The organism is uncultured Cytophaga sp., from assembly GCF_937863595.1.
Classification (GTDB): Bacteria; Bacteroidota; Bacteroidia; order Cytophagales; family Cytophagaceae; genus Cytophaga.
The window spans coordinates 1-5,121 of sequence record NZ_CALMGQ010000032.1 but is presented as its reverse complement, the minus strand read 5'-3'; the positions used below and the strand labels follow the sequence as shown (position 1 = coordinate 5,121).

Here is a 5,121-nt window from a genome sequence, read left to right as displayed (position 1 = left end):
TAGCCGTTGCGTTTATTAATTGAATCTAAGACTTATTTATTCCCTGACAATAAATACATCACAGCCATACGTACTGCAACGCCGTTTTCAACTTGATCTAAGATGATGGAGTACATTTTAAATTGTCCTAACGACTGTTATACTCGTGCTACTTCTTTTGGTCAACACATACATCCAATTAAATTCATTAGCGCACCACATCAATCCAGCCTTTCATCGTTTTGAAATAATAGGTATTGCTTAATTCATAATAATACACACCATCGTTTAAGCCGTCTGCATTCCAGTCGTTCATGTAATTCATATTCAGGTAAACCTGATTGCCCCATCTGTTATAAATAATCAAAGTAGACTCGGGCAACAATCCGTTAATAACAAAAAAGTCGTTTTTATTGTCTCCGTTGGGCGTTATTAAATTAGGAATAAAAACATCTGGGCACGAATTGAAAACAAGCAATGTATCTGAATTTTTACAGGTGTTTTTATCTGACACCGAAACGATGTATGCGCCTGCGGTATATACATCAAAACTGTTTGTTACTTGTGATACCCCATTTATGAAATATGTTTTATAGGCACCTTGTATTTCAAGATGTATGGGTATTCTTTCCCCTTCGCAGAACGTGGTGTCATTGCCCAAACTAAATACAGGGATTGGCACTACCTTGACATCCAAACTGTCTTCACTCTTACATGCATTTGCATCATAGGAAACAACTTTATACAGACCTGCTGTTTTAACACCAATGCTCTGATCTGTTTCTCCAGTTGACCATTTATAACTAGCACTTTTGTTATTTGCTGTAAGAATGACTTCATCTCCTTTACATAAAGGCAAATTTTTATTCGCTTTAATCTTTACCTTAGAAATGGGGTTAAACTTCACTTGTACAGGTATGGAGTTTACGAAACACTTGTCTTTTTCTAGTCGTACCGAATATGCTCCATCGCTGGTTATAAAATACGGGTTGTTGTTTTTTACAGAGAAGTCTTCAACGGAGTTTTTAAACCACAATACATCATAATTCCCAGAAGGTATAGAGAGCTTAGCAGTATCACCCATACATAATGTTTTATTAGGCAATACCGTAATAACAGGCTCTGGAAATACAGGCTCTGGAAATACAGGCATATTAATAAATATAGAATCGGAAAATGTAGATCGATTGCAGTTTGAGATTTTCATTTTATAATACCCTCCAACATTGGCTTCGTATTTATTATCCCTTGCATTTGGTATTACTACGCCATTGCGATACCACTGATACACATTAGAAGGTATAGAACAATCGGTACTGATTAGATAACTACCGCCTTTGCAAACCGTTACGGTGTCTGGGAAAGCAGGTGGAGTGCATAATAACGTATCCAACACAATGGTAACCGATTCGCTGGTGTCTTTGTAAGTTCTGCACCCGTCTGAATAGGTGTATATATATCTATAATCTCCTGGCACTCCTGTTGTATAGTCAGAAGTGTTTGTATTTATTATATCTATACTATCTCTTTGCCATTGATAGGAATAAAAAGAAGATCTGCTGGCTGATAATGTAACCGGATTTGAAGCACATATTGGTTTATCATTATTGGGATGCTCTATCCGTGTTTTCAAAACTAAATTTTGACTATCATAGTTTATTTTTAACCGAACAATGCCTTTATCTGTAGCCAACCATACATAAGAGTTGCAGCCATCTACTTCAATATCATTAATCTTATACCCTTTAGTTGCCTGCACTAAAAATATTGAATCGGGTTTTGCAGTATAATCTACTCCTTTCCAAGTCATAGGGTCGTAAAACAAACCACTATCCGAACCAATTAATAGTTTAAGTACCTCCCGAGGACTGCCTAAATATTGTTCATACGGAAAATAACGCATCTCATAGATTTTATTTACAGAATTCCCTACCAAGTATTTGAAAGGGTCTTGATAACATTCAAATATTCTATAATACAAGCCACTCTTCGTACCCCAAATGTGTTTGCCCGCAAACATGGGTTGTCCAAAATTGTAATTTGCCATGATATCTACAAACGTATTTATAGAATCTTTTTCTTTATACCCTTGCTGTGAACTGTTGGGCAGTTCCACAATACCTCCACTTGAGTATGCAATATCGGTAAATACAGAATCGCCCCCTATAGGACAAACTGATGGTCTTGAAAAGATGTTCACATTTATGGTTACACCATTTGTATAGTGAACAACACAGGTGTTATAATTTGGGATAGTAGTATAATTGCCATAGCTTGAAAAAGTGGTATTGTCATAGGTCATATACAAGCCTCTGGCAGTACCCAAGGCAAGACCAGGTCTTTGTCGGGTTATAAAGGATGTGTTTATCCCAACTCGTTCTAGTGTATTAATGTTGTTTACATGAAGGCCTGCTGCCTCTCCCAGTTTTGAATACGTACCCGCATCGTATTTTATTAAATAATCATTGGGCGTTGCAACAAAGGACACATTATTTGCCATCGCCACAATATCTGAATATTTGGCTGAGCTGACAGATCGTACACCTGCCGTACGATTGATTGTTTGATCTGTATTGTCAATTTCATATACAGCCGAACTATCTTTATTGGCTATTGCCCAACAATGGTTATTTGGTGAGAGGGATAGCCTTCTGCAATAAGTATCTTTTAAAAAAATGGTATCCCAGGTAAAACTTATTTGTGCAAGGGAGTTGTTGATTACAAGAACCCAGAAAATAAAAAGCAGTATTTTTTTAAGCATAGCTGGCGTAAATTTCTATTTACATAATTTTATTTCGAATGTAGGTTGTTTGTTACTGAATGTTTGAACTGTATCATTTAAACATTCAATGTACCTATTAGCTCGTTCGATTTAATGATGTAAAGGTAGGATTTTAATGTAACTCAACATAGAATGCTCGCAGTGTTTATTGGAAATAAATATTTATAGCTATTTATACTTGACACTATCTTCTCCATCGCCAATCAAGTCTATTATTTCGCTTCGGTTTAGACAACCAGTTTGGGTGTCCCAGTGACGAAAACAGGAGTCGTATTTTTTTCAATACTTCCAACAAAGCTTTTAGCACATCAACAAGGAAGCCTCTCACGTTTCGTAGAAAGCCTATGTATAGTTCTCCGCTAAGGCGGGGCAGGCTTTGCCGCCTTAATGCCGGTTGTTCTGTAGCCAGTAAACAGATATCCGCTACAGTCTTCGTATCAACAGTTGGAGATCGATACGTTTAACAACAAAGAGCCGTTTCGACACGTCTTCGAACGGTTCATCCCTAAATCTTTCGGGATTCAAACCTTTACACGCACCTGATGACTTTTAAGTCACCTTTTCACTGAACGTTCAGCACCCATATCTTTCAATACAGCACCTTCAGCTGGTTTGCAAACACTTTCTGTAAAGCCTATGCGGTAGACCTAAACCATCTTTTATACAACATAAATTAGAATCATCTGTTCTAATTTATGTTGTAACACAATTACCAAGACTTGAGAAGTTATAATTTCGTTGTATCTTTACCTAGAATTATTTTTATAAATTCTTCCTCAGTTTCCCCAATGCCCTTAATTTTAGCATACTGACTATTATTTACACTTTTACTTAATTTTTTTTCTGATAAAATATACTTATATTTTATGCTACCTGTGTATGTATTGTAAATCACACTATCAACTACAGTATCGCCGCCACTTCCATAATGCTCATATGATTTCACAAATATTTTTTTATCTTTATAATAATAGTAGTCAATAAATTGGCCGTTTGGTAAGACCTGCCTTACCAAATCTCCATTTTTGCCATATGTTTTCGAATAAAATAATTTACCATTTGAATATACACCATCAACCTTTATTTTCCCATCAGAATAATAATGTTTAAAATCGCCTTGTCTGAGCCCATTTTTAAATTCTACTCTACCACACAGAATACCTAATGAATCATAATAATAACATGTATTATTTAAACCAAATTCATTTTTTTCACCAATATAAGTTCCTCCATTTTCAGTAGAGCCCACTACCTTTTTCTTTTGACTGCAGTTAGTAAATATTATTACTAACAGAATGATCGAAATTCTCATATATTATTTCTTATTAATATTTCTTTGGAATATATAAAGTAACAACTATTTTGGATCCCATAACATACTACCGCCTCTCATATGGTAATAGGATGTATCACCTGTGCTTTTATCATACAAGGAATCAGGGCTAAACAAATGATAATTTTCTGTATCAAGTGGTGTAAATGAATTTACACTACCAAATCCATTAGGTATAACTCCATCTAAAAAACCACAAAAAGCCACAAAAGAAGTTGTTAAGCTATTACCTACATTTAAATAATCTAATAAGGCTCTCATATTCGCCCCGCTCTCACCGTGGTCTGTGGCACACCATAGCCGTCAACCTAAGAAAATAAGCACAGGCCATTGTGCATGGCCAAGTTTTATTTTCCATTTTTTATTGCCGTTTTAGCGAACGGCAATCCGCTTTTGTTGAGACAAATATACGGCATTTAGGTTGTTTTATAATATGCATGTTTTATTATTTCATTCATTTTATTTCCACCATTTTTATATTCTTTTTGATGGTGTATCAAGCTTATCTTTGCCAACTTTAAAAGCCATTCATAGAGTATCTCTTCATGTTCAAGTATAGATAATGTTATTTTTTGTGATCGACTTTGTAAGGTATGTGAGAGTTTATGAAAACTTATATCTGCATTCGTAAATTCTTTTAACTGATTTAAAATTGACCAGTTTAACATTACCCATAAAAGCTTAACTAAAATCACACATTCTAATCTCACGGCATTCATAGCTTGTATTTTATGTAGTTGCATGACACTTTTCCATGTTTTGAAAATAAGCTCTACTTGCCAACGCAGTGTATATAATTCATATATTGCTTCTGCATCACATTTTTCTGCTTCTACATTTGTAACAAATAAATTCAATCCAATACTTTCAAGTGTATCTGTTCCTAATTTCCTATTTGAAGACTTACTCTTCAGTCTTGTTGCTGTTTGTTCTGGCGTAAGCAAATTCGCTATAAGCCTTACAGGGCTTAATTGGGGTCACATCCATTTTCTGGGGAGCAACTGGTTTAGGCGAATAATTTAGACAA

4 protein-coding genes are annotated in these 5,121 nt (G+C 35.2%); all 4 read right to left on the bottom strand.

Annotated elements, in window-relative coordinates; all coding sequences use genetic code 11:
* Positions 1 to 187 precede the first annotated feature (187 nt).
* The 4 genes from Q0543_RS02485 to Q0543_RS02470 all read right to left on the bottom strand — a co-directional run bounded on the left by Q0543_RS02485 (position 188) and on the right by Q0543_RS02470 (position 5,038).
* Positions 188 to 2,740: a gliding motility-associated C-terminal domain-containing protein gene (locus Q0543_RS02485; protein ID WP_299248644.1), complete on the bottom strand. Its 2,553-nt coding sequence runs from the start codon at positions 2,738 to 2,740 to the stop codon at positions 188 to 190.
* A 748-nt stretch (positions 2,741 to 3,488) separates the two neighbouring features.
* Positions 3,489 to 4,073, bottom strand: coding sequence for a hypothetical protein (locus Q0543_RS02480; protein ID WP_299248642.1), 585 nt, complete (start codon positions 4,071 to 4,073; stop codon positions 3,489 to 3,491).
* A gap of 45 nt (positions 4,074 to 4,118) precedes the next feature.
* A complete protein-coding gene (locus Q0543_RS02475; protein ID WP_299248640.1) occupies positions 4,119 to 4,355 on the bottom strand; it encodes a hypothetical protein in 237 nt (78 codons plus the stop codon).
* A 155-nt stretch (positions 4,356 to 4,510) separates the two neighbouring features.
* Positions 4,511 to 5,038 carry a transposase gene (locus Q0543_RS02470; protein ID WP_299248639.1) on the bottom strand — a complete coding sequence of 176 codons (528 nt, stop codon included), beginning with the start codon at positions 5,036 to 5,038 and terminating at the stop codon, positions 4,511 to 4,513.
* Positions 5,039 to 5,121 lie beyond the last annotated feature (83 nt).

Bases quoted from the DNA above. Each gene is read 5' to 3' on its own strand.
- Q0543_RS02485 (WP_299248644.1), bottom strand. From the start codon at position 2,740: ATGCTTAAAAAAATACTGCTTTTTATTTTCTGGGTTCTTGTAATCAAC.
- Q0543_RS02480 (WP_299248642.1), bottom strand. From the start codon at position 4,073: ATGAGAATTTCGATCATTCTGTTAGTAATAATATTTACTAACTGCAGT.
- Q0543_RS02475 (WP_299248640.1), bottom strand. From the start codon at position 4,355: ATGAGAGCCTTATTAGATTATTTAAATGTAGGTAATAGCTTAACAACT.